This window comes from Haloarcula marina (assembly GCF_024218775.1).
Taxonomy (GTDB): Archaea; Halobacteriota; Halobacteria; order Halobacteriales; family Haloarculaceae; genus Haloarcula; species Haloarcula marina.
The window spans coordinates 338,003-363,878 of the sequence record NZ_CP100405.1 but is presented as its reverse complement, the minus strand read 5'-3'; the positions used below and the strand labels follow the sequence as shown (position 1 = coordinate 363,878).

General features: G+C 59.4%; 21 protein-coding genes and 1 pseudogene. 10 read left to right on the top strand and 12 right to left on the bottom strand.

Going from position 1 to position 25,876, the window contains the following annotated elements; translation table 11 throughout:
• Positions 1-94: 94 nt before the first annotated feature.
• From NJQ44_RS19290 to NJQ44_RS19270, 5 genes are all read right to left on the bottom strand, one after another.
• Positions 95-466 carry a DUF5518 domain-containing protein gene (locus NJQ44_RS19290; RefSeq protein ID WP_254274524.1) on the bottom strand — a complete coding sequence of 124 codons (372 nt, stop codon included), beginning with the start codon at positions 464-466 and terminating at the stop codon, positions 95-97.
• Between the two features lie 539 nt (positions 467-1,005).
• Positions 1,006-1,677, bottom strand: a complete 672-nt coding sequence (locus NJQ44_RS19285; protein ID WP_254274523.1) for a DUF2238 domain-containing protein — start codon at positions 1,675-1,677, stop codon at positions 1,006-1,008.
• Positions 1,674-2,279, bottom strand: coding sequence for a hypothetical protein (locus NJQ44_RS19280; protein WP_254274522.1), 606 nt, complete (start codon positions 2,277-2,279; stop codon positions 1,674-1,676). The genes NJQ44_RS19285 and NJQ44_RS19280 overlap by 4 nt, the downstream gene beginning before the upstream one ends.
• 5 nt (positions 2,280-2,284) lie before the next feature.
• Complete coding sequence (locus NJQ44_RS19275; RefSeq protein WP_254274521.1) at positions 2,285-3,694, bottom strand: TIGR00341 family protein; 1,410 nt, start codon at positions 3,692-3,694, stop codon at positions 2,285-2,287.
• 101 nt (positions 3,695-3,795) lie between these two features.
• A complete protein-coding gene (locus tag NJQ44_RS19270) occupies positions 3,796-4,260 on the bottom strand; it encodes a DUF1269 domain-containing protein (protein WP_254274676.1) in 465 nt (154 codons plus the stop codon).
• 492 nt (positions 4,261-4,752) lie between these two features.
• Between NJQ44_RS19270 and NJQ44_RS19265 the strand changes: the two genes are divergently transcribed.
• From NJQ44_RS19265 to NJQ44_RS19255, 3 genes are all read left to right on the top strand, one after another.
• Positions 4,753-5,796: a DMT family transporter gene (locus NJQ44_RS19265; protein ID WP_254274520.1), complete on the top strand. Its 1,044-nt coding sequence runs from the start codon at positions 4,753-4,755 to the stop codon at positions 5,794-5,796.
• A gap of 27 nt (positions 5,797-5,823) precedes the next feature.
• Complete coding sequence (locus NJQ44_RS19260) at positions 5,824-6,954, top strand: VIT1/CCC1 transporter family protein (RefSeq protein ID WP_254274519.1); 1,131 nt, start codon at positions 5,824-5,826, stop codon at positions 6,952-6,954.
• Positions 6,955-7,183: 229 nt separating this feature from the next.
• Positions 7,184-8,467, top strand: a complete 1,284-nt coding sequence (locus tag NJQ44_RS19255; protein ID WP_254274518.1) for a phenylacetate--CoA ligase family protein — start codon at positions 7,184-7,186, stop codon at positions 8,465-8,467.
• Between the two features lie 230 nt (positions 8,468-8,697).
• On the opposite strand, the gene NJQ44_RS19250 is transcribed toward NJQ44_RS19255, so the two are convergent.
• Together NJQ44_RS19250 and NJQ44_RS19245 are read right to left on the bottom strand one after the other, a co-directional pair.
• A complete protein-coding gene (locus NJQ44_RS19250) occupies positions 8,698-10,878 on the bottom strand; it encodes a heavy metal translocating P-type ATPase (RefSeq protein ID WP_254274517.1) in 2,181 nt (726 codons plus the stop codon).
• A gap of 122 nt (positions 10,879-11,000) precedes the next feature.
• Entirely contained in the window at positions 11,001-11,429 is a 429-nt protein-coding gene (locus NJQ44_RS19245) for a universal stress protein (RefSeq protein WP_254274516.1), read from the bottom strand.
• Positions 11,430-11,612: 183 nt separating this feature from the next.
• On the opposite strand from NJQ44_RS19245, the gene NJQ44_RS19240 reads away from it, so the two are divergent.
• Together NJQ44_RS19240 and NJQ44_RS19230 are read left to right on the top strand one after the other, a co-directional pair.
• The gene (locus NJQ44_RS19240; protein WP_348533100.1) at positions 11,613-12,191 is read left to right on the top strand and encodes a Fic family protein; all 579 of its coding nucleotides are present in this window, start codon (positions 11,613-11,615) and stop codon (positions 12,189-12,191) included.
• Positions 12,192-12,786: 595 nt separating this feature from the next.
• Complete coding sequence (locus tag NJQ44_RS19230) at positions 12,787-13,998, top strand: CBS domain-containing protein (protein ID WP_254274514.1); 1,212 nt, start codon at positions 12,787-12,789, stop codon at positions 13,996-13,998.
• Positions 13,999-14,110: 112 nt separating this feature from the next.
• Here NJQ44_RS19230 and NJQ44_RS19225 read toward each other — a convergent pair whose 3' ends face one another.
• A complete protein-coding gene (locus NJQ44_RS19225; RefSeq protein WP_254274513.1) occupies positions 14,111-14,533 on the bottom strand; it encodes a DUF7539 family protein in 423 nt (140 codons plus the stop codon).
• 264 nt (positions 14,534-14,797) lie between these two features.
• On the opposite strand from NJQ44_RS19225, the gene NJQ44_RS19220 reads away from it, so the two are divergent.
• Entirely contained in the window at positions 14,798-14,980 is a 183-nt protein-coding gene (locus tag NJQ44_RS19220; protein ID WP_254274512.1) for a hypothetical protein, read from the top strand.
• Between the two features lie 42 nt (positions 14,981-15,022).
• Here NJQ44_RS19220 and NJQ44_RS19215 read toward each other — a convergent pair whose 3' ends face one another.
• Entirely contained in the window at positions 15,023-16,825 is a 1,803-nt protein-coding gene (locus tag NJQ44_RS19215; protein WP_254274675.1) for an SLC13 family permease, read from the bottom strand.
• A 215-nt stretch (positions 16,826-17,040) separates the two neighbouring features.
• Here NJQ44_RS19215 and NJQ44_RS19210 point away from each other — a divergent pair, with 215 nt between their 5' ends.
• The gene (locus tag NJQ44_RS19210) at positions 17,041-17,553 is read left to right on the top strand and encodes a myeloid leukemia factor (protein WP_254274511.1); all 513 of its coding nucleotides are present in this window, start codon (positions 17,041-17,043) and stop codon (positions 17,551-17,553) included.
• 145 nt (positions 17,554-17,698) lie between these two features.
• A pseudogene (locus tag NJQ44_RS19205) lies at positions 17,699-18,955 on the top strand (RNA-guided endonuclease InsQ/TnpB family protein).
• 132 nt (positions 18,956-19,087) lie between these two features.
• On the opposite strand, the gene NJQ44_RS19200 reads toward NJQ44_RS19205, so the two are convergent.
• Both NJQ44_RS19200 and NJQ44_RS19195 read right to left on the bottom strand, forming a co-directional pair.
• Complete coding sequence (locus NJQ44_RS19200; RefSeq protein WP_254274510.1) at positions 19,088-20,428, bottom strand: hemolysin family protein; 1,341 nt, start codon at positions 20,426-20,428, stop codon at positions 19,088-19,090.
• A 274-nt stretch (positions 20,429-20,702) separates the two neighbouring features.
• Positions 20,703-21,302, bottom strand: coding sequence for a DUF5789 family protein (locus NJQ44_RS19195; RefSeq protein ID WP_254274509.1), 600 nt, complete (start codon positions 21,300-21,302; stop codon positions 20,703-20,705).
• A 480-nt stretch (positions 21,303-21,782) separates the two neighbouring features.
• Between NJQ44_RS19195 and NJQ44_RS19190 the strand changes: the two genes are divergently transcribed.
• Positions 21,783-22,280, top strand: a complete 498-nt coding sequence (locus NJQ44_RS19190; protein WP_254274508.1) for a hypothetical protein — start codon at positions 21,783-21,785, stop codon at positions 22,278-22,280.
• Between the two features lie 997 nt (positions 22,281-23,277).
• On the opposite strand, the gene NJQ44_RS19185 is transcribed toward NJQ44_RS19190, so the two are convergent.
• The gene (locus tag NJQ44_RS19185; protein ID WP_254274507.1) at positions 23,278-24,216 is read right to left on the bottom strand and encodes a dihydrodipicolinate synthase family protein; all 939 of its coding nucleotides are present in this window, start codon (positions 24,214-24,216) and stop codon (positions 23,278-23,280) included.
• Between the two features lie 132 nt (positions 24,217-24,348).
• On the opposite strand from NJQ44_RS19185, the gene NJQ44_RS19180 reads away from it, so the two are divergent.
• Positions 24,349-25,812 carry a family 4 glycosyl hydrolase gene (locus NJQ44_RS19180; protein WP_254274674.1) on the top strand — a complete coding sequence of 488 codons (1,464 nt, stop codon included), beginning with the start codon at positions 24,349-24,351 and terminating at the stop codon, positions 25,810-25,812.
• The last annotated feature ends 64 nt before the right edge of the window (positions 25,813-25,876 follow it).

Sequence of the window (25,876 nt, the reverse complement as noted above, 5' to 3'; positions counted from 1 at the left end):
GGTTTAGCTACCTGCCTGAACTATCTGGATTATCTGGACTATGTAGTTCAATGCACCAGCGGGATTTCGACGTGCTGAGGTGGGTCTTCCCCCGCTATGTCTCTTTCAGCCATCCGCCGAGTGCGCCAGCGATACCGCTCGGGAGGGCGAACAGTAGCGCGGTGACGACGCCGAGGACGAGCACGCTTGCCCCGGCGAGCAGGCTTCCCAGGGGGCTGGCGATGGCCCCGACCAACGCGCCGATGAACGCGAGCACTATCGCGCCGACGATGCCGCCGAACGCACCGGCGACCAACCCGTTCCACGTGCCGTTCCAGAGACCACCGCCCGCGACGTAGCCAGCGACGAACCCGCCGATGACGCCGCCGCCGATAGTCCCCACTACCGGTATCGCGATGCCGCCGAGTGACCCGACGACGACGATGACGAGGACGCCGAGTATCACCGCTTTCCAATTCGTTCGCATGACTTGACATTCGGGTGACTAGTGTAAAATCGATTCGCTCGGTGGATTTTCGAACGCCGCACAGTACCGGTGTCGTCTGTCTCCGATTCCGTCGGCTCTGTCGACGCGGCGGTCAGGGGGAGGTCGCTCCCGTGTCCCGCCGCGGTGCGCGACGTTCCTTCATCCAGCCACCGACAACGCCCGCGATTGCGCCGGGTGTCGACATTACGAACAGGGCGAAGATGGCGACGCCGAGGCCACCGATGGCCGGAATGAGCCCAGCGAACAGGACACTGATGAGGACGAGCGTCCCGAATACGACGGCGGCACCGAGTATCGTCGCTAGCGCGCCGTGGACCGCGCCTGCTCCGGGTCCGGAGACCAGTAATCTCAGCTATTACTGCCACGAGGAGGCAACATCCAACCGTTGGAACCGAACGGCGGTTCCCGTTTGTCCGCCCTTTCCGCGGCCAACTTCGGAGCGAATATTCGCGGGCTGAGGCAACCGTCCGCAGTCTGTCGTACACGTCGTGTCTTGGGTACAGACTCACGGAGCGCGGCTAATCGTCTCGTTCACGCTGACGGCGGTCGAATCGAGTGGCGAGTTCGTCGGAGACGCCGGTTAGATGGACGGCTCCGAACAGGGCGACCAGCAGTCCGCCGAGCGTGTTGTACGAGAGGTCGAGGAGGGTGTCGTCGAGTCCGTATTGCGTCAGAATCGACGCGTTTCCAAGTAACTGGGCGACGAGGCTGATGTAGAACTCGAGGAGTTCCCAGAGCACGCCGAATGCCATGACGAAAACGAGCAGATAGCCGAAGAGGAATCGCGGTGGGAAGTTGATGGCGTCGGTGTGCTGGTCGAGCGCTCGGACGACAGCGTAGGCGACGCCAGCCACCAGCGACGAGGAGAGCGCGTGGGTCATGTGGTCCCACCACCACGTCGACCCGTACAACGTCTGGAGGTCTAGCCCCGGGAGCGGGAGCGTCCCCAGCGCGTGCAGGAACATTGCACCTGTAATCCACAGCACGAGTCCCGTACTCATCGTGAACCGGTAGTTACGCTCCAGGAACGCCGGGAGTAACGTGACGAGGAACCCGACGCCTGCGTTGACAGCGACGCCCCCGTTGCCGAGCCACAGTCCGACCGCGAAGATAGCGACCATCAGGACTTGGAGCACGCTGACGAGCGCCGCTTGCCATCGACCCGAGAACTCGGTCTGTTCGAGTATCACGTCCGCTGCACCTCCTCCCGAGCGGCCGACACACCCGAGCGGCGGAGTTGTCGGCGGAAGTACCATCGGAAGATGACGCCGCCGACCAGTGACCCGAGTAACGCTGCCGAAAAGACGTACATCAGGGCGGTGTTCGTCTGGACGAAGTCGGTTCCGAGGGTGGCTGCCGAGAACGCGGACCCGACAGCCCAAAATCCGGCAAACGCGAGCGTCACGAGGACGACGAACGCGATGGCGAACAGGGGCGTCATCCTGACGCTCGTCGTCATCTGCAAGACGACGACGAGGAGCATCCCCAGTCCCGCGATGCCGGTACCAGAAACGACAAGCCCGAACAGCGTCGGCTCTAACGCCCCGACGACCAGCGGTGCGGTCGAAAGCAGGAGCAACGGCCACGGTACGGTTCGCGTCCATCTCCCGGAGCGGAGTGCAGGGACTATCGCCACCGACGCGGCCGCTCCGGCGAGGACCGCGTCGACCAGACGAAGGGCGAAGAGTGCGTTCACCGCCGCGAGGAGCAACATCACCGTGATGGCCCACGCCACCGCGGCGTTCAGTCGCTCGTCGCTGAGAAACCACTCCGTTGGAAGTTGCTGTGCCACGTTCGTCACGCTCCCGTCGGCCGTGCCGTTCGCCGTCCGTCCGCTCCGCCGCTGTGTATCGGTCGCGACACCTGCGGTCGAACCTCGCGCGTGGCTGTGCGAACCGCCATCTCGCTCGCCGGAGAGCGACCGTCGGACAACTGCGCCTCGATGAAGCCGACACGGACGACCACGTCTCGACCCATTGCCGCGGTCAACTCGTCGTCCCAGCGCTGTGCGAGGTCCGGCGGCACGTCAGCGTTCCGCGGGACGGCCACGAGCACATCGACTTGCGGTTGGTTCCCGAGGAGGAGGTCGGCCGGTCGGTAGTCGACAGTGACCGAGACGAGTTCGACGTCCTCGATGTTCGCCTCCTCGAACCGCTGTTCGAGCGCGTCCTGCGTCCGCTGTTCGAACGACTGCGTCTGAAACGTCGCCCACGTGACTGTGCCGAGAGCTATCGAGAGCACCGCGATGGCGATGCCGATGACGACGATTCGCGAGACGACCGACTCGCGAACGCCCTCGAATTTCTCGGCCTCCAGCGGTCTGAACCCGGCCGCATAGAACAGAATCAGCGCTGAGACGTTGATAGCGAGCAGGTTCACGATGACGAGGACTGCCCCGGCAATCGCGACGCCAGTCAGACCGAACGCGATGCCGAGACCGGAGGTGGCCGCGGGGGGAACGAGCGCCACTGCGATAGCCACGCCGACGAGCGTCGACCCCGACCCCCGCATGATGCTGAGCGACCCCGCGATGCCCGACCCGAGCGCGAGAAAGAGCGACAGGAAGTTCGGACTGGTCCGCTCTGCGATCTGCGGAATCGTCTGTATATCCAGTCCCGGCGGGATGAGAATCGTCTGCTGGAGGAGCCACCCCATGAGCGCCGCCGTGACGATGGCGGCGAACAGTCCCGTCACCTGCAGGGTGATGCCCCGTGAAGCCATCCCCGGGTCGTCGAGTATCGCTCCGACGGACGCCGATATCGCGGGCCCCATAAGCGGCGCGACGACCATCGCGCCGATGATAGTCGCCGAGGAGTCGAGTAGCAACCCGGTCGTCGCGATGACCGTGCTCAGGATGAGGAAGGCGAAGAACGTGGAGTTCGCCGGGGCCAAGTCTTGTGCGCGCGCGTACAGTTCGTCCCGCGAGATGCGGAGGCCGGGAAACCGCTCGACGAGAGCCGAGAGACGCTGTGAGACGACGGTCTCCGTCGGCAAGACGATAGTGTAAGCGTCCTCTCGCACGCCAGCCTCGACCAGTTCTTCCATCACAGGTTCGACGCCACTCGGCGGGATGGGGAACTGGACCATCGCCTCGAACTCACCGCGTCCGACCTCATCGAACACCGCGTAGTCGATGCCGTTCTCGTCGAGGGCACCGATGACGGACGAACGGTTTCCCTTCGGAATCAGTATTTGAACTAAGCGCATATCTGTTGGTAGTATTGGTCATTTGGCGATACAGTCTGCTGAGCGTCTCACGATCGTCCGACCCGGGCGTTGCGTTGTCCCGGAAACCGGTCTGGAGTGACCTATCCGGCGACCTCTTCGGCGGCGAAGGCTTCCCGGAGACGCGTCTCGTCCTCCGGGGAGAGGTTCGTCTCGATGATGTCGAACTCGATGTCACTCGAGTCCTCGACGATGCGGTCTAACTGTGCCTCCCGAACTAGGAGGAACAGGGCCGACGTTCCGGGTTCGATGGTCTCGCTCACTTCTTTGATGAAGTCGTCGTCGATACCGATGTCACCGAGTTTACCCGCGAGTGCGCCGCTCGCGGCCCCTGCGAGCAATCCGAGCCACGGCGCCCAAAACAGGAGACCGATGAGCAGTCCCCAGAATGCCCCACCGAGCGCGCCGGTACCGACCAGGCTCTGTGCCTGCTTGACCTTCGCTCGACCGTTCTCTCCTCGTACGACGACGGCGGCGTCTTCGAGCGTAATCAGTTCGCGCTTCTGGAACTGGTACATCCGTTCACGCATCTGCTCGGCACCGTCCATGTCCTCGAATGCGAGTACGACTAGCGAACTCATAGCTCACCACTCCCCGGCGATTATAATAGTAATATGTGAGCAATGCAACTGAAAGACGAGCGTACTCAGAACAGGCATCTCGTACCGATTCGGTAACGGTCCCTGAAACGACGGACGACCGCCGTGCGTGCGCTCTCTCTGCGCTTCTTTATTGCACCGCTCGGTTGCTTACTCGCGTGGGCCAATCGGTAAGTGTATTCAATTGACGTCGACGGGATGCAGAGCCGTGACGATTGTGCGAATGTATGGCCCGCAGACGCTTGTGACTACCCTACTCGTTCACGACTGACGCCGTTCGCTCCTCGAGGCGAGGATTTCATGCGTTTACGAGGCGCTTTGCATCCCTGCCCGCCTCCAACCCCCAGGTGGGCCAAGAACGGTCCCGAATCCACAACGGCTTCCCCGTCGACATGTCGGCGGTCGTGTCACTGACTGGTCAATTGTTTCGAGTCCGTGAGTATGCGCTACTCTCTCAATTGTCTACTTATCCGTCCAGTGAATACATTGACCGTGGCAATTGTACCTCTCTCGGGATTCACCCTTTCACCACGCTATCGCGATGCTGGCCTCTTCGTGCTCCTCGCCGCGCTATTTGGCGGTTCGTTCGCCGCAATCAAAACGGGGCTTCGTGAACTACCTCCAGTCCTGTTCGCTGGCCTTCGATTCGATGTCGCTGCCGTCGTATTGCTGGGATACGTTGTACTCACCCGGGGTCGGGGGTCGTGGCTGCCGACCAATCGTCGCGACCTTCTAGCCATCTCCACCGGGGCGATATTGCTGGTTGCGCTGAACAACGGACTCCTGTTTCTCGGTCAGGTGTCGACGACACCTGCAGCAGCCTCGGTGATGTATGGATTGAATCCGATTCTCGCACCCGTGTTCGCTTGGTGGCTCCTCGGCAATCGACTGTCGGTTCTGGGTGTCGCTGGTATCGGGGTTGCGCTCTGTGGCGTCGTGATAATCGTCCAGCCGTCACCGGCGACGCTAGCTGATCCGAGTTCGGTTGGTCAACTACTCGTCCTGGGTGCCGCTGGGGCAGTCGCACTCGGCAGCGTGTTGCTTCGAAGGATTGAACCGACGCTGGAGAGCGTGGTCGTGACCGCGTGGTCGATGGCCTTCGGGGCGGTGATTCTGCATCTCGGGAGCCTCGTCGTGGGTGAAGTCCAGCCGAATCTGTTCGCGCTCGATACGGTAACCTTGTTGAGCATCGCTTCGCTCGGGATCCCGTCGACGGCCGTCGCCTACGCGATATACTTCGGTTTGATCGAGCGGATCGGACCGGTCCGGACGAATCTGGTGGCGTATTTCGTGCCCGTGTTCGCCGCACTTAGCGGCTGGTTAGTGTTGGAGTCGGCGGTGTCGCCCTGGACGGGCGTTGGCTTTCTGGTCGTCGTCGCTGGGTTCTCGCTCATTGAGCGGCAAGTCGTGGTCTCGGAGGTCCTACGACTCTGGGAACGACTCCGTGGCAATCCTCCAGTAGCTGAAAATGTGAGCGACGACTAAGGTCACCGCCTTCGTCAGTCTCTAGATATGACTACGCCAGAGGATATCGACCGCTACCGTCGCAATCGCCAGGACGAAATCGACAGTGCGACGGTGTACGCGGCGATGGCTGACGCCGAATCGCAACCCCAAATCGCCGACTTGTACCGGCGGCTGGCCGACACGGAGCGGACCCATGCAGACTTCTGGACCGAGAAAATTCGAGCGGCAGGTCCTGACCCGGGGGAACCCACTCCATCTCGGAGAGCGAGCGTGCTCGCGTGGCTCGCTCGTCGATTCGGGCCGGGGCTCGTACTCTCCTCGATGCAAGCCGGGGAGGCCATCGGTGGAAGTGACTACGCGACCCAACCGGAGGTCACAGGAACCGGGATGGCCGCCGACGAACGGTCGCACGAGCGTCTCCTGACGGTGCTCGCGGAAATACCAGGGCAGGGGGCACGGGGGGAGGTTCTCGCCCAACTCGAAGGCCGTCACCGGGCGACCAGCGGCAACGCACTCCGGGCCGCAGTTCTCGGTGCAAACGATGGGCTCGTCTCCAATCTCAGTCTCGTGATGGGCGTCGCCGGTGCGGCACTGGATTCGACGGCGATTCTGATTACGGGTCTCGCCGGGCTCCTCGCCGGGTCGGGTTCGATGGCGATGGGCGAGTGGCTCTCCGTCCAGAGCTCTCGGGAACTGTACCAACGCCAGATCGGCATCGAGGCCGCAGAACTCGCCGAGGTTCCCGAGGAGGAGGCAGAAGAGTTGGCCCTCATCTACGAGGCGAAAGGGCTCTCGAAAGAACGCGCAAGAGAAGTCGCCGAGCAGTTGATCGCCGACGAGGAGATGGCACTGGACACGCTCGCTCGTGAGGAATTAGGTATCAACCCGGAGGAACTGGGTGGCTCCGCGTGGGAAGCGGCCGCGACATCGTTCGTGCTCTTTGCACTCGGGGCCATCGTCCCCGTCCTCCCGTACTTCGCGTTGAGCGGACTGGTCGCCGTCGGCGTGAGTCTCGTGCTGAGTGCCGTCGCGTTGTTCGTCATCGGAGCCGGTATCACGCTTCTCACGGGGCGTTCCGTACTCTTCTCTGGACTGCGTCAGGTCGGCATTGGAATCGCTGCTGCCGTCCTCACCTACGGTGTCGGGAGCCTGATTGGGGTGACGCTCGTCGGCTGAAGAACGGAGAACGGTGAGTAACAGGTGGGTCGGCAGGCCAAAAACAAAGTCAGTTCGGCACGAACTTGACAGGGAACACGAGAGAGGGGAACTCCAAACAACACCCACGCACTTCACCGCCAGTCCCATGAATCCGGTCGAGAAAGGCAAGATCACGCTTGACGTATGGCGGGCCAGCGGAGCAACCCGTGCTGAGATAGAGAGTCGACAGCGACGACGTCTCGCTCAGATGCTCTCGTTTGCCCGGCGACAGTCACGGTTCTACAAGCGACACTACGCCGATGTCCCGGAGGGGAGTACCGACCTCACACAGTTCCCGCCCGTGACGAAGCCGATGCTGATGGAACACTTCGACGACGTCGTCACGGATACGGCGATTACGAAAGCCGAGATAGAGGCGTTCGTCGCCGACGAGTCAAAAATCGGCGAGCGTTTCCTCGACAAATATCCGGTTTGGACCACGTCTGGGACGACCGGTGAACCCGGTCTGTTCGTCCAGGATGAGACCGCATGGACCGTTTCAGACGTGCTGGGTGATCGGTGGATCGTGCCAGAAATGGCCGGGATTTCGTCACTGTCGCGACTCTTCACACAGAATCTCCGCATCGGACTCGTCGCTGTCTCGGGCGGTCACTTCGCCGGGGCGGCCGGTCTCGAATTGATGCGTCGAGAATCCGTCTATGGGGAACGTCGCCTTCGACTCTTTTCGCCAAAGATTCCTATCGACGACCTGATCTCTGATCTGAACCAGTATCAGCCCGCCATCCTCGAAGGCTACTCGACTGTCCTCGTCGAGTTAGCGCGAGCCCAGCGGGATGGTCGACTCGACATCGGTCCCGCACTCGTTCTCCCCACGGCAGAACCCATCTCGGAGACCCAAAAGCGACTGCTCCGGGATACTTTCGATTGTTTGGTCCGAGAACTCTACGGGGCGACGGAGTTCGTCCCGATTGCCGTCGAGTGCGACCACGGGAATCTCCACGCCAACATCGACTGGGTCGTGGTCGAACCGGTCGACGAGGACTACCACCCGGTCGAACCTGGAACGCCGTCGGACACCGTCCTCATCACCAGCCTCTCGAATCGAGTGCAACCGCTCGTTCGGTACGACCTCGGAGACAGCATCACGCTGTACGAAGAGCGGTGTCCATGCGGGAGCGCGTTCCCCATCATGGAGGTCGGCGGACGGCACGGGGACGTTCTCCAATTCGAGACGACGGACGGAGAGGCGGTGCCGATTTTCCCACTCGCACTCTCGAGCGTTGTTGAAGAAGTCCCGGGTGTCCGTCGAACCCAAATTATCCGCACGGCTCCCTCCACACTTCGGGTCCGCTTCGACGTCACCCCTACCGCGACCGAGGAGGAAGTCTGGAAGCATATCGACCAGGACCTTCAGTCGTTCCTTCGGAATCAGGGGATTGGTCCTATAACCATCGAAGCGGCATCCGAGCCTCCGCAACGAGCGGAACGAAGTGGGAAGTTCCGGCACGTCTGGTCCGAACTGGAAGCCTAGCCCACCTGATTCGATACTCGACCGATGCAGGTCTTGCAGTGTCCCCCAAATGACCGTCCGATAGAGTCTGTTGGCCTATCACGGCCAGCCATGGGTAGTTCGTCTGATGGTCGTGTATCAACCGAAGTCGTGGACACGACCCGTGAGGCCCGCGCAACATCGTTCAGTCGTTGGGAAACCTACTGTTTTGGGACGACGCCCGGGAATTCGCCTTTGCCCCTGTCGAGTGCTCACCCACGGAAGCCGAGCAACCGAAGGCCGTTCAGCGAGACGATGACCGTCGAGCCCTCGTGACCGACCACTGCGAGTGGGAGCGGGATACCTCGGAGGAGAATCGTACCGACCATGAGTCCAATCGCGCCGAAAGCGATTGCGAGATTGATACTGAGCGTTCTGCGGGTCTTGCGACCGAGGGCGAGCACGTATGGAATCTTGCTGAGGTCGTCCCCCATCAGTACCACGTCGGCAGTGTCGAGCGCGACGTCGGTTCCCGCGCCGCCCATCGCGACGCCGAGGGTCGCAGTGGCGAGCGCTGGCGCGTCGTTGACGCCGTCGCCGACCATCGCCACGTTCCCGTGTCGTTCGACCAGGTCTTCGATGGTCGCCACTTTCTCCTCCGGCAGCAGTTCCGCCTGGATTTCGTCGATACCGACCTCGTCGGCGATACGCTGTGCGACGCGCTCGTTGTCGCCCGTCAGCATGACGATGTGCGCTACCCCCAGCGAGCGGAGTTTGTCGATCATCTCGGCGGCGTCAGGGCGAACGGTGTCGGTGAAGGCGAGCCACCCCAAGACGCTGGCTTCACCCTGACTCTCGCTGGCGACGAGGACGCTCGTTTTCCCCTCCGCCTCTAACGTTCGGAGGCGGTCGAGGCCCAGTTCGAGGCCATCGATTGCCGTGTCTCCGAGAACGGTCTCGAAGTAGCTGCGATTCCCGATATGGGTGGTCTGGCCGTCGACGTCTGCCTTGACCCCTTTCCCGGCGACTGACTGAAACCGCGCCGCGTCAGCCACGTCGAGTGACTGTTCTTTTGCCGCCCGCACGGTCGCACGAGCGAGGTGGTGTTCCGAACGGGCCTGCACTGCGGCCGCGATAGCGAGCAATCCGTCTTCGGACAACGTCTGGTCTGCCGTCCCGTCACGGACGAATACGTCAGTCAACTGCGTGTCGCCCTGTGTGAGGGTTCCGGTCTTGTCGAACGCGACCGCGTCGATGCGTGCCGCGGTCTCGACGTGTTCGCCGCCTTTGAACAGCACGCCTTGCCTACCCCCGGAGGCGATCGCTGAGAGGACTGCCGCGGGCGTCGAGATGATGACCGCACACGGCGAGGCGGCGACCATGAGCGTCATCGCACGATAGAACGTCGCTGTGAATTCGCTGCCGAGTGCGAGCGGAATTGCGATAGCTGCGATTGTGAGTGCGAACACGCCCAGCACGTACGGTTGTTCGAGACGGTCGATGAGTCGCTGTGTCGGCGCCTTCTCGCTCTGGGCGCGTTCGACCATGTGGATGAGGCGGCTGATGGCCGATTCGTGGGCCTGCCGGGTAACTTCGATTTCGAGGCTCCCGCTCTCGTTGATAGTCCCACCGAACACCTCGTCGCCGGGCTCCTTCGGCACGGGGACGGATTCGCCGGTGAGAGAGGCCTGATCGACCGTCCCCTCGCCGGACCTGATGACGCCGTCGAGTGGGATTTTGTCCCCGGGACGGACGATGAACACGTCACCGACGGCGACTTCGTCGATTGGGACGGTGACTTCCTCGCCGTCACGGAGGACCTGCGCTTCGTCTGGTCGCATCTCGACGAGTGACTTGATCGCGCGGCGAGAACGGCCGATAGCGTAGTGTTGGAGCGTGTTCGACAGCGAGAACAGGAAGAGGAGCATCGCGCCCTCGAACGGGGCCCCAATCGAGAGCGCGCCGAGCGCGGCGACGATCATCAACAGGTCGATATCGACCGCACGATGGCGGAGCGTTTGGATCGCTCCCTTGAGCCCGTACCACCCGCCGAAGAGGTATGCGACGCCGTAACTGGCCCACATGAGGAGTGGTGGGCCGTCTACCCATCCCGTCGCTAAGCCGACCATCATGCCGAGTAGCGTCAGACCGACGAATACTGCCTCCCGCCTGAGTTCCGAGCGGGTGGTCATCTCGTCGGGTGCCGTGTCGGGTTCGCCTGTGATCGAGATGTCTCGGTCGCGGACCGCTTCTCTAAGTTGTTCCGCTGAGGTGACGCTCTCGTCGTAGGTTATCCGCGCGCTCCCCGTTCTGAACGAGATGTCGACGTCGTGGACGCCGGGTGTCTCTCGGAGGTGTCGTTCGAGTGTTCGCGCCGCCGCATCCCCACGACCGCCTCGCCGTTCGATCTGGACAGTATACGTCGATAGCGGGGGTGATTCAGTAACGGTCACGCAGTCTCTCTATATAGTGTGTGTTGATTTCTCATTGTCGGTTTGTCACTGTGTCCTCACCTGACCGTATAAAGGTAGGTCCTCGACACGCTGGGACGCTCCTGTTTCCCGGTTGCACCACCTCAACTGACGACCGTCACCGGAATCTCTGCTCGACGGGTGACTGTCTCGGCGACGCTCCCGAGGAGCGTCCGGTCGATTCCTGAGCGGCCGTGGCTGCCCATGACAATCTGGTCGATGTCGTGGTCGTCAGCATATTCGAGTATCGCTCGTGCCGGTTTCCCGACTTCGGTGACGGTATCGAGTTCAGTATTCCGTTCCGCCGCCAGGTCTGTGCCCTTCGTGTGAATTCTGGTCGCTTCTTCTTTCGCCTTCTCGTCCCAGCTCGCGGCGACTGGTAAGCCGCCAGCCTCCACGTCGATAACCGAGTCGATAGGATTAATGACGTAAATAGAAGTGATGGATGCGTCCGGAAAGGTCTCGATAGCGTAGGCGAGCGCACGCTCGGAAAGGGGGGAGCCGTCGAAGGCGACGAGAACGTTGACAGGCATGTGTAGATGGTTCGAGATGAATCGAGATGAACGTACTGCTCAGTGGGCCGCAGTCGATGAAGCCGTTGTCAAAACCGACGGCGATATATCTCGGTTGGATGCTGCAATAGCCCTCGATTCCATGCCGATGGCCAAGGAAATTCTGAATAGCGTAATCGAGATAGAGGTGCTAGCTCTACCAATATACGATATCGACAGATTTCGGTTCAGATGGGGGGACAATACCATCCCCTCGTCAACGCCGCCATCATTCACTATTTCTTTGAGACAGTTCACCCCTTCTCGGATGGGAACGGTCGTCTCGGTCGATTACTCATTATTCTGTATTTGGCGAGCGAAGGGTACCTCGAAAGTCCTTACATCTACCCGAGCGCGTACTTCAATCGTCACAAGGTCGAGTACGTCGAGCGGATGCGTGCGGTGAGTGAGGATGGTTCGTGGGACGAGTGGCTCACGTTCTTCCTCGAAGGGCTCCGAAGTCAAGCTGAGACATCGTACGACCGGACTCACCGACTCCGTGATCTCCAAGAGCGCTACGAGAAGGAGTACCCAGGCAGCACGAATACGGACACGTTCGCTCGGCAGTTACTCCAACAGCCGTATTTTACCGCCCCAGACCTCGTGGAGTATCTCGATGTCTCACGCCGGACTGCCTACAAGGTCGTCGACGACCTCGAATCGGATGGCCTCATCGAGGAAGTGACCGGTAAAGAACGTGGGAAAGAGTACAAAGCAGTCGAGGTGTTCGACATTCTGGAGTAGGCGGCGGTACAACCACCGCTGGCAGAGCGAAAACGAGTTTACGTCTATCGAACACGGTTTCCTTGCGAAAACGTCCTCGAAGGATTACCGCATGTGACTGTTCTATTTCGTGTTCGCGTGTGTGCTGTACTCGATCTGGCGGACGTTCGATCTGGTAGTACTGGCCCAGTTGACCGGAGGGTACGAACATTCACCGCGGGTTACAGTGGGTGGCACGCTGACACTACTGAAGAAGGAGACTGGAATCGGGTAGTGAGGTGATCTGTTCAAGTTAGCGCACCGTCCGAGTGGCTACACTGTTGGATGTCTCGAAAAATCGCTCATTTGAGTGTCAGTGGAGCATGAATGGCGACCTAGAGAACGATATAGGGCAGTTTCTGCTGACTGTATCGGTCAAATTCGCGCATCGGAGGCCAGCTAAATTCTCTATAGTCTCAATTCCCCGTATCTGAGAGTAGTTGGCACTGTCTGTTTCAATGCAGACGGCCGACGCAGTTAGATATGTCAATCATACACTAATACAAGCCCCCTCCCTCAAATATCAGGGCTGGGACAGGCATAACCGTCCTGCACCCATCACACTAGAGAGTTACCCATGGATATCTCCGAGATACTCTCAACGAAGTTCACCGAGTTCGACATCGGAACCCCTCTCTCGAAAGTCGCCGGGGCGTTCGAGAATCAGGAACTCGATGCCGTCATCGTAACGGACGGCGACGAGTATCGCGGCATCGTGAGTCGCCGACAGCTGGCGTCCTCGTCCAACCAGCCATCTGCGAAGGTCGGCTCACAGGTCCAGCACGTCCCGACGGTCGACCGCACCGAGGATGTCCGCGAGGTCGCGCGACTCATGATCGGGAGCGACGCCAAAACGCTCCCCGTACTCGACGCCGACGACCGTGTCGTCGGTGTGGTGACTGGCGATGCCGTGCTCGAGGCTGTCCGTCCGTTTCTCGACGCAGCGACCGTCGACGACGCGTACACGGCGGAATTGGTCAGTGCGACCCCTGACACCACGATCGGGAAAGCGCTCAATCTGCTTCGAGAAGCCGGTATCGCCCATCTCCCGGTCGTCGACGGGGACGACCTCGCGGGCATGCTGAGCCTGTACGACGTCATCGATTTCACGACGCGGGGCGGCAGCAAGAGCCAGGGCGGGTCGTCGGGTGGCGCCGGTGGCCGCGGCGGTGGCGGACAAAACCGTGGCGGGTTCGGGTCACGTGAGGGCGATTCCGACCGAATGCTCGATCTGCCGGTACGGAACCTGATGTCCGACGCAGTCTTCACCGTCGAGCGGAGCGCTCCGCTCGACGAGGTCGTCGAGACGATGTTCGAGCGGGAGATATCCTCGCTCATCGTCACGGCCGACGGGACCGGCGAGCCAGTCGGTATCATCACGAAGACGGACGTCATCGAGGCGCTCACCTGGGAGCGCGACGACCGGAACGCCGTGCAGGTCTTCGGCCTCGAGCTGCTGGAGGGGATGGACTACGACGATGTCTCCGCGCTGATCGAGAGTGTCACCTCGAAGTACGGCGAGATGAGCGTAATCAAGGCCAGTATCGAACTGCGCGAGCACAAGGAACAATCGCGCGGGGTGCCGCTGGTGCTGGCACGGATTCGACTGGTCACCGACCGCGGTTACTTCACGGCCGACGGGGAGGGGTACGGTGCTTCCCACGCTCTCCGTCTGGCTGCGAACGCCGTCGAACGACAGCTTCTCAAGGGCAAGACCTACGGCCGGTCGAAGAAGCATCCCGACACTGACGAGAAGGGCCAGCTCTATGGCTGGTGGCTCGGTGGGTAATTGAATCGGTATCTACAAACGAACGAGCAACCGTTGCTGGCTGGGACGCTTCCTTACTTGTCAAAGCCAGTGCGGGCGATCATCCGAAAGTGGATCTGACCGGGGCTTACCCCTAGGTCTGACGGATGAACTCGTCGAGTGCTTCTTCGATGAGCGTCGCAACCCGTTCACTATATCGCCAAAGTGCTGCGTTGAGTCGCTCTTCGGCCTCGTCATCGAGATCGTCGGTACCACGAAGGACGGAGTCCTTGGTTATCTGTGGGTGGTACACACAAACGACGCCGAGTGAGGTATCCGAACTCGATGTCCCGGCCGTGTGGATTCCGTACTGATCGGTACCCCAGACACCATCGCCGCCCTCTCGCTCCATTTCAGAGTCGAGCGTGTCGAGCAGTTGTATCTCTTCGGACGAGAGGATGGGGTCGTCACCTTCGAACAGTTCAGTGTACGCCTCCATTCGGGCATTTCTCGTCCACTGGTCCAACTGGGACCGCGCACGGAGTACGAGCTGGCGCTCGTCTGGAAATTCTGCCATAGTTCTAGCAGGACGGCCAGGTCAATCAAGGTTCGTACGGTGGACCGGTGCGTTAGGAATGATGACGATGAGTCTGCGGTAAGTACACACCCAACCGTTTGATCGCCACGACAGATCTGTGCTAGAAGACTCGTGACACGCGCTCTTGGGCAGGGGATGATGGGAGCGACCCCGCTCAGTCGTCGTGTAGAACGCTCCCGTTCACTACCGTTTCCAGCGAAGGTGACCCTCCACGTTATACACCTGGCCGATCTACATTGTGGGATGGCAACAATTGTCTACCGAGGAGTTGATGATACTGTCTCGGAGAATGTCGACGACGAGCAACTGAACTACCGAGAGGATCACTGGCAGATTCATCACGGCAACGATGAGTTCACCTACGTCCCGAGAGAACGCGTCTATACGGTGCAGATGAACGACCCGCACTTCATAACAGACGAGTAATCACACGGGAAGAGAACGCTCTGGAACCAGAGTCTGTGCATTTCACACCCCCCAGAAGAACGCAATGCCCAGGACAGTAACGACCGACAGGAGCAACTGTAGCGGCGCACCAACGCGGATGAAATCCGAGAACGTGTAGCCACCAGGCCCGTAGACGAAGAGATTCGTCTGGTAGCCGACCGGCGTCATGAATGCCGTCGAGGCGGCGAAGGTGACTGCCAGAACGAAGGCGAACGCGTTCGCCCCGATCGACTGGGCCGCGCTAGCCGCGACTGGAATCATCAACACGACACTCGCGTTGTTACTGATGACGCTCGTCAACAGGCCAGTCGCGACGTAGAACACCCAGAGGACACCGATCGCCGGCAAGAACGCCCCAGTCGAGGCGACGGCATCCCCCACCAGCGCTGCCGCCCCCGTCTGTTGGAGCGCAATCCCGAGGGGGATGACGCCAGCGAGCAGGAAGATCACGTTCCACTCGACGGACGAGTAGAGCTCGGTCGGTTTCAGGACGCCGGTGAATACCATCGCCACGACCCCTGCTAATGCAGAGACGACGATGGGCAGGATGTTCAGTGCCGGGAGTGCGACGACGCCAGCGATGATTCCGATCGCGAACGGAATCTTGTCGCTCCGATAGGTCACCTCGTCGAACTCGTGGGCGACGATGAAGTCCTCGTTCTCGACGAGGCGGGTGAGACTGTCGGGCGGTGCCTGCACGAGGAGCGTGTCACCGACCCGGATGCGGATGTCTTCGAACCGGTCTCGGACGATGTCGCCGCGGGTTCTGAAGGCGAGGACGTTCGCGTCGTAACGCTGTCGGAACGACGAACTCGCGAGGGTCTCGCCGACGAGGAATGACCCGGACGGGACGACGACTTCGACGAGCACGGGTTCTTCGTCCTCCGGATGTAGGTCCGTTTCAGTCCGTGGGCCACCTGCCAAAGTGAGTCCTTCCGCATCCATGATCCGTTCGAGCGTCTCCCGGTTCGTCCTGAGCCGAAGCGTGTCGTTCTCGTGAATTTCCTTGCGTGCGAGCGGTTCTGAAAAGCGCTCACCGTATCGGAGCAGCTGTAACACGTCGATGTCCAGTTCGTTGTCTCCCAGTGCTTCCTCAACTGTCTGCCCGACGAGCGACGAGTTCGCTGGCACGACGACATCCGCGAGGTACTCTTGGAGGGCGTACTCCTCGACGAGGTCCTCGTCGGCCGGAATCCGTTCGGGAAGCAGGCGAACGCCGACTGTCATCAGATAGAGCGAGCCGACCGCGAACACGACGAGACCGAGTTTGGTGAACTCGAACATCCCGAACGCGTGCAGACCTAGCTCGGGAGATTCCGCTCCGAGTTGGGCCGCGATATCGCTGGCGAGGATGTTCGTTGACGTCCCGATGAGTGTCAACGTGCCGCCGAGCATCGAGGCGAACGACAACGGCATCAGCAATTTCGACGGTGAGGTCTTCCCGTTGTGTGCGAGGTCGTTAATTACCGGAACCAGAATTGCGACGACCGGCGTGTTGTTGATGAGTCCCGAGACGGGGCCGGTGATGCCAATCGTCGCTGCGAGTTGCTTGTGTTGGTTAGCCCCCGCGAACGCGGCCATCTTTCGACCGAGCAACTGGACGATACCGGTTCGATTGATCCCGGTACTCAGGATGAGCATCGCCAGGACAGTGATCGTTGCCGGGTTCGCAAATCCCGAGATTCCCTCCCGCGGAGATATCTGCGTCCACGGCTCCAGCACCATCAACAGAACCATGATCAGGATAGCGGTGACATCGATCGGAAACCGTTCGGTCGCAAAGAGAACGAGCGCGAGGAGAATGAGCGCAAAGACAACGAGCATCTCCGCCGTCACCGGCGTCGCCCCTGTCTGAAGTGACAACAAGAGTGAAAATATCGACATGTTGTCTAGAAGCAGCTACGCGGGAAAAGGTCTGGTATCTCCACGCGTCTCCCGTTTGTGGATCCAGTTGCAATCCTGTCGGATGGCTCTGCTCGGCGGCGGTGTAACTGTTGTCCGCGAGGCAGAACCCTTCTTTGTCTCGCTCTTCTCTCTACATGATAGTGGTAGACGCTAGTAGAACGTACGCTGACTACGATTCTTTCGCTCGCAGGTGGCACTCAGAGACGCTTGATGCCCGCGGTGTGTCCCTAGAGGCGGCACGAGAGCGGGGTCTCATCAACGAGCAAGATACGCATCGACTGTGGCAATTGTTGGGTCTCCTGAACGAAGATGACGTGTTCATCCAGCTTCCGGAGTGGCTCGTCGACGAGAAAACGGGCGATGTGCGGGAAAATCCGGCCACCACGTTTGTCGGATACATCTCACGGGAAACCGAAGATGCAATTCTCTTCAAGGACTCCGCGCCGGGCCGCCGACTCATGCAGGTCGCACACAAGATACACTCGCTCGAACACGGAATAGAGACCACTGCAGTCGATAGCGACCGTCGAAAGCGGTTAAACGACAAACTACAGGAAGAACACCAGAGATTCGAGATGCGCGACGACGCTCCCTATCTCTCTGACGAGTGGCTTCCGAAGTCCCAGCTCATCACCATTATACGCTGAACAGGCGCAATACCACGGCCTTCAGGCCGTGGATACGCGCCGTCACTCAGTGACACATTCCACCGATACCGGCATAGCCGGATATTCCACGCCAAATACCGCCTTTAATAGTCTCTGTTCCATAACTGGTTATGAACACAGTACGATGCTGGAGACGACCCGCACTTACGTCGCACGCATCACGAACCACGGGCAGGTTCGTGACGGCCTCGACCAGTGCGGATTCTCCGCATCAAAACTGTGGAACGTCGGTCGCTACTACATCCAAGAACGGTGGGACGACGACGGTGAGATACCCGACGAAGCCGAACTGAAATCGGAGTTGAAAGGCCACGAACGCTACAGTGACCTACATTCTCAGTCAAGTCAGCGAGTTCTCGAAGAACTTGCTGAAGCGTTCACCGGCTGGTACAACTCCGATGACAGCAACAATCCACCGGGCTACCGGAAACGTGGCGACGACCATCCACGCTCAACCGTGACGTGGAAGAAACGAGCCATCAAGCACGACTCAAAGCACGGCCAGCTTCGACTCTCGAAAGGCTTCAACCTGAAAGAGAGTCGGTCTGACTTCATCCTCGCGTAGTACGAAACCCGTCCCGACGTAGCAGTCGAGAACATCCAGCAAGTGCGTGCCGTCTGGAACGGCGACGAGTGGGAACTACACCTCGTCTGCAAGAAAGAGATTCCAGTCGAAGACGCGCCCGGTGACAGCATGGCGGGCATCGACCTCGGTATCAGCAACTACCTTGCAATCGACTTCGAGGACGGGGCTTCTGAGTTGTATCCGGGGAACGTGCTGAAAGAGGATAAGCACTACTTCACCCGCGAGGAGTACCAGACTGAAGGCGAGAACGGGCCATCGAAGCGTGCGCGGAAGGCTCGGCAGAAACTCTCTCGACGCAAAGACCACTTCCTCCACACTCTCTCAAAACACATCGTTGAGCGGTGTGTCGAAGAAGGCGTGAAGAAGATTGCTGTTGGAGACCTCAGTGACATCCGCGAAGACGAGAACGGTGACTCGCGGAACTGGGGTGCGTCGGGGAACAAGAAACTCCACGGATGGGAGTTCGACCGCTTCACTCGTCTGCTCGAATACAAGGCCGAAGAACACGGCATTCTCGTTGACCGTGTGGACGAGGAGAACACCTCGAAGACGTGTTCGTGTTGCGGGCAGATTCGAGACAGTAATCGCGTGGAGCGTGGTCTGTACGTCTGTGCGTCGTGCGAGACGACGATAAACGCGGACGTGAATGGTGCGGTGAATATCCGACGAAAGATAACTCAGAGTCCCCCAACCGGGGATATGAGTAACGGCTGGTTGGCACAGCCCGGAGTCTTCCTGTTCGACCGCGAGAGCGGGTCGTTTAACACGAGAGAGCAGGGAGACTGCAAACCTTAATATCCCAACGCTCGGGATTCCTCCGCCTTCAGGCGGAGGAGGATGTCAATCAACGCTCGCCGTGACGGTTCGTTCACGGCTCTCGAATCGCCCTGGGACCGTTTCGTTACTGCCCCGAACTGGGCTCGGACGCTACTCGTCGTCCGTTTCCTGTATCGCCTCTGCCTCCTGAATCACGAGCCGTTCGATTCGCGTGTCATCGACCGCCTCGACCTGAAGGACGTACCCGTCCTCTTCGATTTGGTCGCCCACTTCAGGAACTCTGCCGAGGCGACTGAAGACCAATCCACCGATCGTCTCCACGTCGTCGCTCTCGAATTGAGAGTCGAGCCGGTCGTTCACGTCCTGGATGGGGGCCCCTCCGTCGACGACGTACGTTCCGTCGCTTCTTTGCTCGATCGACGGCTCCTGAGTACCCGTGTCGAATTCGTCTTGGATATCGCCCACAATCTCTTCGAGGATGTCCTCGATGGTGACGATGCCTTCGAAGACGCCCCACTCGTCGACGACGACGGCCATCTGGCCTTCCCCACGCGTCTGAAAGTCGGCGAGTATCGCGTCGATCCGACGCGTTTCCGGGACCGTGAGGACCGCTCGCGCCAGCTCACGCGCTGTGACCGTGCTGTCCTGCTCCGTCTCGGCTTCGCTCGCTCGCAGGAGGTCCTTGGCGTGGACGAATCCGATCGGTTGATCCCCGTCCTCGTCGAGCACGAGGTAGCGCGTGTAGGTCCCTGTCGCGGCGACAGACCGGAGTTCCGAGAGCGGCATCGAGGCAGTCACGGTCTCCACGTCGGGACGCGGAACCATGACCTCGCGGGCGACCGTATCGCCGAGTTCGAAGACGCTCTCGATCATCTCGACTTCGTCGAGGTCGATGTGTCCCGTCTCCTCCGAGCGGGTGAGGATCATCCGTATCTCTGATTCGGTGTGGGTTTCCTCGCTCTCGGACGCCGGGGACACGCCGGCGAGGCGGGTGAAGTAGTTGGCCGTGCCGTTGAAGACGATGATGCCGGGCACGAACAGGTAGTAGAAGAACTTCATGGGCGGGGCCAGGAGGAGCGCGACACGCGTGGCCTCCTGGATGGCGAACGTCTTCGGCGCGAGTTCGCCGAACACCACGTGGAGGAACGTGATGAACCCGAATCCCAGGGCGAACGCGACGAGGTGGACCACTCCCGAAGGCAGAAACTCGCCGAGAACGGGGTCGATGAGCGCTGCGACAGCCGGTTCACCGATCCAGCCCAGACCGAGCGAGGAGAGCGTGATGCCGAGTTGACTGACAGCCAGATAGTCATCTAGATTCTGGATGACCTCCTGGACCAGCGTTGCCCCCGGTTTGCCGCGTTCGACGAGCGCGTTCACCTGCGTTGGACGGACTTTGACGAACGCGAACTCCGCAGCTACGAAGACCCCGTTCATGATGACTAGGAAGAACGCGAGGAGCAGTCCGCCGAGAGAGATCAGATCGACCATAGTCGATTACAGGCGCGCGGGCACTTGTAGGGATGGATACCGCATCGGGCTTCTGCGGTCAGCGTTTCCACGAATCGCAGGCGACTGCGATGCAGATAGCGGATGAACTATGACTCCCCGCTCGCTCGCTATTGCCCGCTCGTGGGTGGGTACGATTTACGGTTCCGTTGAAATCTGTTGGCTCGGGACCGTTCCTCCTGAAACGGCCGTTCGATAGGTGTGCGTATCGGTCACGCTTGGCACGTGACAGCGGTCGGTTCGGATGCCCGTGGCTCTAGATACCGAGCCACTCGTCGACCCGTACCTCATAGCCGTTCGCCCGACAGAACTTGGCCGCTTGTCGACGCACGGCCCGGGACGCCGGGAGTGTTTCTTTCTCGCGGATTTGGTCGACGACCCAATCGCTGATGGCTGTGATCCCTTCGTCGTCGTCATCGGCGTCGATCGCTGAGAGTTCTTGGAACGTCATCTCGTACGCTTTGCGCTGTGACCAACTGAACTCCGTATTTCGAAGCGTCTCACTGGATTCGACGACTCGTTTCATCGCCGCCGCAACTGTCGGTCGCTGTACTTGCACTCGCACGGCAGCCGGTGAGTCGAACGTCTCCTCGTCCGTCTCCGGGACGATATCCTCGACCCTGTAGCTCCCCTTGACCGATTCTATCGTGTGGTCACCAAGTGTTGCGACGATCTCGGTCCCTGTCGTCGGGAAGTTCATTGCTTCGAGTTCCGTCTCGAAATCACCGAGTTCCGCTGCCTCAACCGGTGGCTCTTTTTCGTCTCCTCGCTCCAGTTCCGTAGCGACATCACGCTCTTGTTGTCGTCTCTCAGCGTCTCGCGCTTGCTTGTCTCGACCGCCTTTATTATCTGCCATTTCATAACCTAGGCTCTCCAGTCGGATAGTCCTGTGGTTGAGGATAGGTGCGTCTTGCGTTCATTCTGGGTGCAGCCGAACCATTCGCTACGCAGGCGTCCTATTCTCCTCGATTAGAGAGACTGGTCGAGGTTGTGAGTGTGAGAGATTGTGGATACGTGTCTCGTCGAACCTCGCTGAAGTAGCGGTATCGGTGGGACGGATGATATTCGATGCAGCTGTTCCCACCGCCGATTCTCGACGGCGTCCACCAGGTGAATTTGATTCCGCACGTTCGAAATTGGCTCGGTCGCCTTTCGAGAGGGTAGAGACGATGAATCGGATAGCTACGCAGGAAGGAGCGGGCCAAGATGTCGTATCCCGTATTTCGGACTCGCCGTCGTCATCCAACCGAGGCCCGTTTCGGTCGGACCCCGATACTCGGGACGCGCTCGCGATTCGACTAGTGGATTTTCTCTGTCGCCAGATACGTGGTACCAGATGGAGATTGATTGGCAAATCGACAGGATTCACACTGTAACGGTCTACGATAACACCATAATGCAGGCCATACAAACAAATGCAACATGTATGACATTCAATAACAGTTATATTGGATTTGTACCTACATTTATTCGTCCAAAACGAAATTTTGATACAATTATGCGGTCATCAAAGAAAATTCTGACAGTGGAAGTGGGCTTCGACAGCCTTATCCAGAGATTCGAGCACAACACCTTGGATGGTTATTATTCGTTCCACAGAGGCGAATCTGCTTCCAGTATCGTCCGTTCCCCGGTAAACGGGGGAGGCTTTGTACTTGAGCTCAGTGGGACGAGCACAGAGATGATCAACACCACCAGTCTGGATGGGTACTCACAATTAGACGGGAATCCAAAGTCGGGAGAAACGTTCAGGTATCATTTCCGGACGCCGGATCCGTCTGGAAGTGCAAACTTCATCTTTGGTCCAAGACCACGAAATTCGGGAGTACATTAGTACGGACTTCGACGAAGAGGAATTCTACTTGTTCACCTATCCAAGCGGGAACAGCACACACCTCGGAGGAGAGAGTGATATCACCTACGAGACGGTCGTTTGGTACGAAGTCAAGAAAACCTGGGCGACGGATGGCGCCCATACTGCTAGACTGGTTCACCCCAGTAACGGTGAGATTGCAAGCGGGACGATGTCACGCTTGATCCCTGGTTCAATAAAAATAACACTAGTATTGTTGTTATGGTGGGGTGCCGGGCATTGTCTCCAACATAAAAAGGAAGTAACAATAATGTTCGATAGTTTGACAGACTAAATCAACCATCAGCCTCGAGGGATAACCAAAGTGGGCTGTTCAATAACTGCCGAAAGTAGCGTTCCCTACAGACAAACACTGAACCTTTTAACTAATCTCCATATCTGGGTCTGCGGCTGCTCCCTCGTGGTATTTCCCATGGTTCCTGGGGATTCAGGACCGAAAACCGCAGTTCACAACAAATACTGTGGATGATTGTCAGGCACCCTTAATCTCGGGGGCTGCGCTGATCGCCACGAGAAAGTAACCGTTCCCAGCAGGGGAACAAATGTCGGTTTGAAACGGGCCGAATGATCACTCAACCGGTGAAGATGGAGTCCTGTGATGCGTGAGATTTTGTAGTATGACCGTATTTCCAGGAGTAGTGGTCCTGGCATGAGATTTGGAAGATTGACCACTTATGTCTCCCGGGTGGGTCTCCAAGTCTGATGGTCATTCAGAAACGTCGTTCCCCATACCCGAACTAGAATGATGTGATCAAAACGGGAGCAACGGTAGCCAAAACGCAACTGTATACCTGATAGCCGGAAAGGCCCTTTCGGTGACGATGATAGAGGGCCCCGTGTGGAGCCAGACTGAGTATTTGCGGTACCGTATTCGAACTTGATGAGACAATCGTTCCCGCCTGCCGAATCAACTGTGGGCCGCATAGAGAGCGGTGTGACGCGGGAATTATTCGGATACTCAGTTGATGAGCTGGCTGATCTCGTCGTCGAGCTGGAGATAGAGCTCTTCTGCACGCTGTTTGTCCCGTTCGTTCAGCTGGACGATTGGTTCCCGGACGTTACCGCCGTGAAGACCGGCCAGTTCGAGGCCAGCCTTGATCGCTGCAACGCTGTTCGCACCAGGGAGGGTGTTATCGGATCCTGTTTCGGAGCGGAACCGTTGATAAGGGAGGCAGATATCGCGCAGTTTTCGGGCGCGCTCCCAATCCTCCTCGGCGAGTGCGTCGAAAAGTTCGAGACCGACTTCCGGTCTGAAATTGCTGACGCCTGCGGAGAATCCCTCCACTCCTTCCATCCAGTAGGAGAGTGCGTACGGTTCCGCGAGGCCGTTGATCCAGACCACGTCGTCCGCACCCTTCTCAACGGCGGCACCGAGCTTCACCGGATCTTCGATCGCGTACTTGATCCCAATCACGTTTTCAAGGTGTGTTAGATCGGCTAAATATTGGATCGAGGGATCGAATCCGCGAACATATGGGACCAAGGGACGGTCGGTTGCCTCACCCAGTTTGGAGTAGTATTGCAAGAGTCCCTGCTCGTGGAGATAGGTGTGATCCGGGGGCATTATCATCATCACGTCCACCCCAACCTGATCGTAGGCGCGGATCAGTTCCGTGGCGTCTGCGGTGCTGCCACCGACGCCACCGAGGACAAGGGCGTCGTCGGGAAGTGCGTCGACACCCGTCGTTGCGATCTCGATCCGTTCGTCCTGGGAGAGCGAGTGATACTCGCTGATATTGGCGGCGACTAGAAACGTTCGTATCCCTTCGTCGTAGAGTGATTTCGCGTTCTCAGTAAGCTTGTCATGTTCGATCGAGCGGTCATCGTCGAACGGGGTCAGGAGGCCGACAGCGACACCCCGTAGACGTGTCTTGATATCAGCCGCTACCTTTGACATATCTGAAGTATGTGGGACGTGCAATATAAAGTCATCGGCGACACGGGTAGGTCAGCGGTAATCACCGTGACAGTAAAAAATAAGTGTGCCCGTTCCGGGTGTTTAGCTATGAGTTCTGGACAAGAGCCACTCATGGCGGATAGCGAACAGGATTCGCTGCCGAACCTTCCCGATGAGAACGTCAAGATCACCTATATCGGCGGTGGCGCTCGTGAATGGCCTCCAAAGCTGTTCCGTGATCTGGCGCTTTGCACAGAGATTTCGGGCGAGGTAGCGCTGTTCGACATGGATTACGAGAGCGCCCAGCTGAACGCAGAGTTCGGAAACTGGGTGCAAGAAAAGGACGGGGCAGTCGGTGATTGGACGTACAACGCCGTCGAGGACCGCTCGGCGGCGCTGGAAGGTGCGGACTTCGTCATCCTCTCGACGCAGTTCAATCCCGCAGAGACGTTCGTCCACGATCTCGATATCCCCCGGGACTACGGGATATACGGGGCCGTCGCCGCCACGATCGGTCCCGGTGGGATCATGCGGGCCATGCGGACGGTTCCAGTGTACCGAGAGTTTGGGAACGCCATCGAAGAGCACTGCCCGGACGCGTGGGTCCTCAACTACACGAACCCACTCACATTCGCCACTCGAGCGCTGTACGAGGCCTTCCCGGACATCAACGCCATCGGCCTTTGTCATGAGGTTTTCCACGCGCAGGACATGCTTGCTGACCTCGTCGCGGAGTACTACGACGTTGATCGTCCTGATCGGGACGAGATCGATCTCAACGTCAAGGGGATCAACCACTACACGTGGGCAGACGAGGCACGCTGGCGCGGCGTCGACCTGTTCGATGTCCTCGACTATCATCTCGAACAGGATGGCGTGCGACGGGAGTACTCAACCGACGAGATGGCCGACGAGGACCCGTTCGTCGACAACAACCAGGTGACCTATGAACTGTATCAGCGCTTCGGCATCCTCCCGGCGGCGGGCGACCGTCACCTCGTCGAATACGGCACGTGGTTCATCCAGGGCGACATGCCCGACGACCTCAATCGCTGGGGTGTCAAGCGGACGACGAGCGATTACCGTGCAAAGCACTGGAACCCCGCCGAATCCGAACAGACGACCGACGTGACGGCGTGGATGGATGGCAAGGAGGACTTCGAACTCGAATCCTCAGGCGAGATAGCCGTCGATCTGATGCGGTCGCTCACGGTCGGTGGGTCGACGAAGACCCACGTGAACCTCCCGAACCGTGGACAGATTTCCGATCTCCCCGAAGGTGCGGTCGTCGAGACGAACGCACTCATCACCCCCGACAGCATCAAACCGATCACGGCTGGCCCGCTGCCGCGACAGGTCCGAAACCAGATTATCCCCCACGTGAACAACCACGAGACGATCGTGGAAGCGGCTTTCGCGGGCGACGTGGACTTGGCGTTCCAGGCGTTCCTCAACGACCCCCAAGTCCGAACGCTCCAAACCGAGACCGCACGCGAACTATTCGCCGAACTAGTCGACGCTGAAGCAGAGTATCTGCCCGACTGGGACCTCGCTGACTCGGACGTGCTCGCCGAGTCAGACGCCTTCGACGCGTAAGCTGCCCTCCGACGCGTCTGTCTTCTCTCCGACGTGGTCATCCTTTTTCATTTCTTCGCCGGGT

Bases quoted from the DNA above. Each gene is read 5' to 3' on its own strand.
- NJQ44_RS19290 (WP_254274524.1), bottom strand. From the start codon at position 466: ATGCGAACGAATTGGAAAGCGGTGATACTCGGCGTCCTCGTCATCGTC.
- NJQ44_RS19275 (WP_254274521.1), bottom strand. From the start codon at position 3,694: ATGCGCTTAGTTCAAATACTGATTCCGAAGGGAAACCGTTCGTCCGTC.
- NJQ44_RS19270 (WP_254274676.1), bottom strand. From the start codon at position 4,260: ATGGACGGTGCCGAGCAGATGCGTGAACGGATGTACCAGTTCCAGAAG.
- NJQ44_RS19265 (WP_254274520.1), top strand. From the start codon at position 4,753: ATGCGCTACTCTCTCAATTGTCTACTTATCCGTCCAGTGAATACATTG.
- NJQ44_RS19260 (WP_254274519.1), top strand. From the start codon at position 5,824: ATGACTACGCCAGAGGATATCGACCGCTACCGTCGCAATCGCCAGGAC.
- NJQ44_RS19255 (WP_254274518.1), top strand. From the start codon at position 7,184: ATGCTCTCGTTTGCCCGGCGACAGTCACGGTTCTACAAGCGACACTAC.
- NJQ44_RS19245 (WP_254274516.1), bottom strand. From the start codon at position 11,429: ATGCCTGTCAACGTTCTCGTCGCCTTCGACGGCTCCCCCCTTTCCGAG.
- NJQ44_RS19230 (WP_254274514.1), top strand. From the start codon at position 12,787: ATGGATATCTCCGAGATACTCTCAACGAAGTTCACCGAGTTCGACATC.
- NJQ44_RS19225 (WP_254274513.1), bottom strand. From the start codon at position 14,533: ATGGCAGAATTTCCAGACGAGCGCCAGCTCGTACTCCGTGCGCGGTCC.
- NJQ44_RS19220 (WP_254274512.1), top strand. From the start codon at position 14,798: ATGGCAACAATTGTCTACCGAGGAGTTGATGATACTGTCTCGGAGAAT.
- NJQ44_RS19215 (WP_254274675.1), bottom strand. From the start codon at position 16,825: ATGCTCGTTGTCTTTGCGCTCATTCTCCTCGCGCTCGTTCTCTTTGCG.
- NJQ44_RS19210 (WP_254274511.1), top strand. From the start codon at position 17,041: ATGATAGTGGTAGACGCTAGTAGAACGTACGCTGACTACGATTCTTTC.
- NJQ44_RS19200 (WP_254274510.1), bottom strand. From the start codon at position 20,428: ATGGTCGATCTGATCTCTCTCGGCGGACTGCTCCTCGCGTTCTTCCTA.
- NJQ44_RS19195 (WP_254274509.1), bottom strand. From the start codon at position 21,302: ATGGCAGATAATAAAGGCGGTCGAGACAAGCAAGCGCGAGACGCTGAG.
- NJQ44_RS19190 (WP_254274508.1), top strand. From the start codon at position 21,783: ATGGAGATTGATTGGCAAATCGACAGGATTCACACTGTAACGGTCTAC.
- NJQ44_RS19185 (WP_254274507.1), bottom strand. From the start codon at position 24,216: ATGTCAAAGGTAGCGGCTGATATCAAGACACGTCTACGGGGTGTCGCT.
- NJQ44_RS19180 (WP_254274674.1), top strand. From the start codon at position 24,349: ATGGCGGATAGCGAACAGGATTCGCTGCCGAACCTTCCCGATGAGAAC.